Below are 788 nucleotides of genomic sequence, written 5' to 3' on the forward strand. Positions count from 1 at the left end.
AACGGTATAAATATTAACCACAATGAAAATTAAAGCCTTATACCCACAGTCCTTCAAAAGGCTAAGGGTATAACACCTTAAGGGATCATAATGCAAAACAGCACCATGGGATCTTGGCTGGATTCCTCCTATTTGGCTGGTGCAAACCAGTCTTATATAGAACAGCTCTATGAAGATTATTTAACCGACGCCGCTTCTGTTGACCAGCATTGGCGTTCCATTTTCCAACAACTCCCCGCGACGATAGAAAACCAACCAGAACAATTCCATTCCAAAATACGTGATGAGCTTCGCCGATTAGCGAAAATGGCTAAGGCTTCTTGTTCTTCACATGATCCACAAGCAGATGCAAAACAAGTTAAAGTACTGCAATTGATCAATGCATTCCGTTTTCGTGGTCATCAACACGCCAATCTTGATCCTCTTGGTTTGTGGCAGCAGACGCCTGTTCCGGAGCTTGACCCCGGCTTTCATCATTTGACTGAAAGCGATTTGCAGGAAACCTTTAATGTCGGTTCTTTTGTCGTTGGCAAAGACACCATGAAATTGGCTGATCTCTGTCAAGCGCTTGAACAAACTTACTGTGGATCGATCGGCATTGAATATATGCACATTACCAATACGGAAGAAAAGCGCTGGATCCAACAGCACATTGAATCAGTAGTGGGTAAACCGTTGTTTAATGACGATGAAAAACGCCGCTTTCTTGACGAACTCACTGCCGCTGAAGGGTTGGAACGTTATTTAGGTACCAAGTTCCCTGGCGCTAAACGCTTTTCATTGGAAGG

General features: G+C 43.8%; 1 protein-coding gene. It reads left to right on the forward strand.

The features are described from left to right. Positions 1–90: 90 nt before the first annotated feature. On the forward strand, positions 91–788 hold a 698-nt coding region (locus tag REG_RS14810; RefSeq protein ID WP_039907961.1), incomplete at its 3' end, for a 2-oxoglutarate dehydrogenase E1 subunit family protein.

It is taken from the genome of Candidatus Regiella insecticola LSR1 (assembly GCF_000143625.1).
GTDB lineage: Bacteria > Pseudomonadota > Gammaproteobacteria > Enterobacterales > Enterobacteriaceae > Regiella > Regiella insecticola.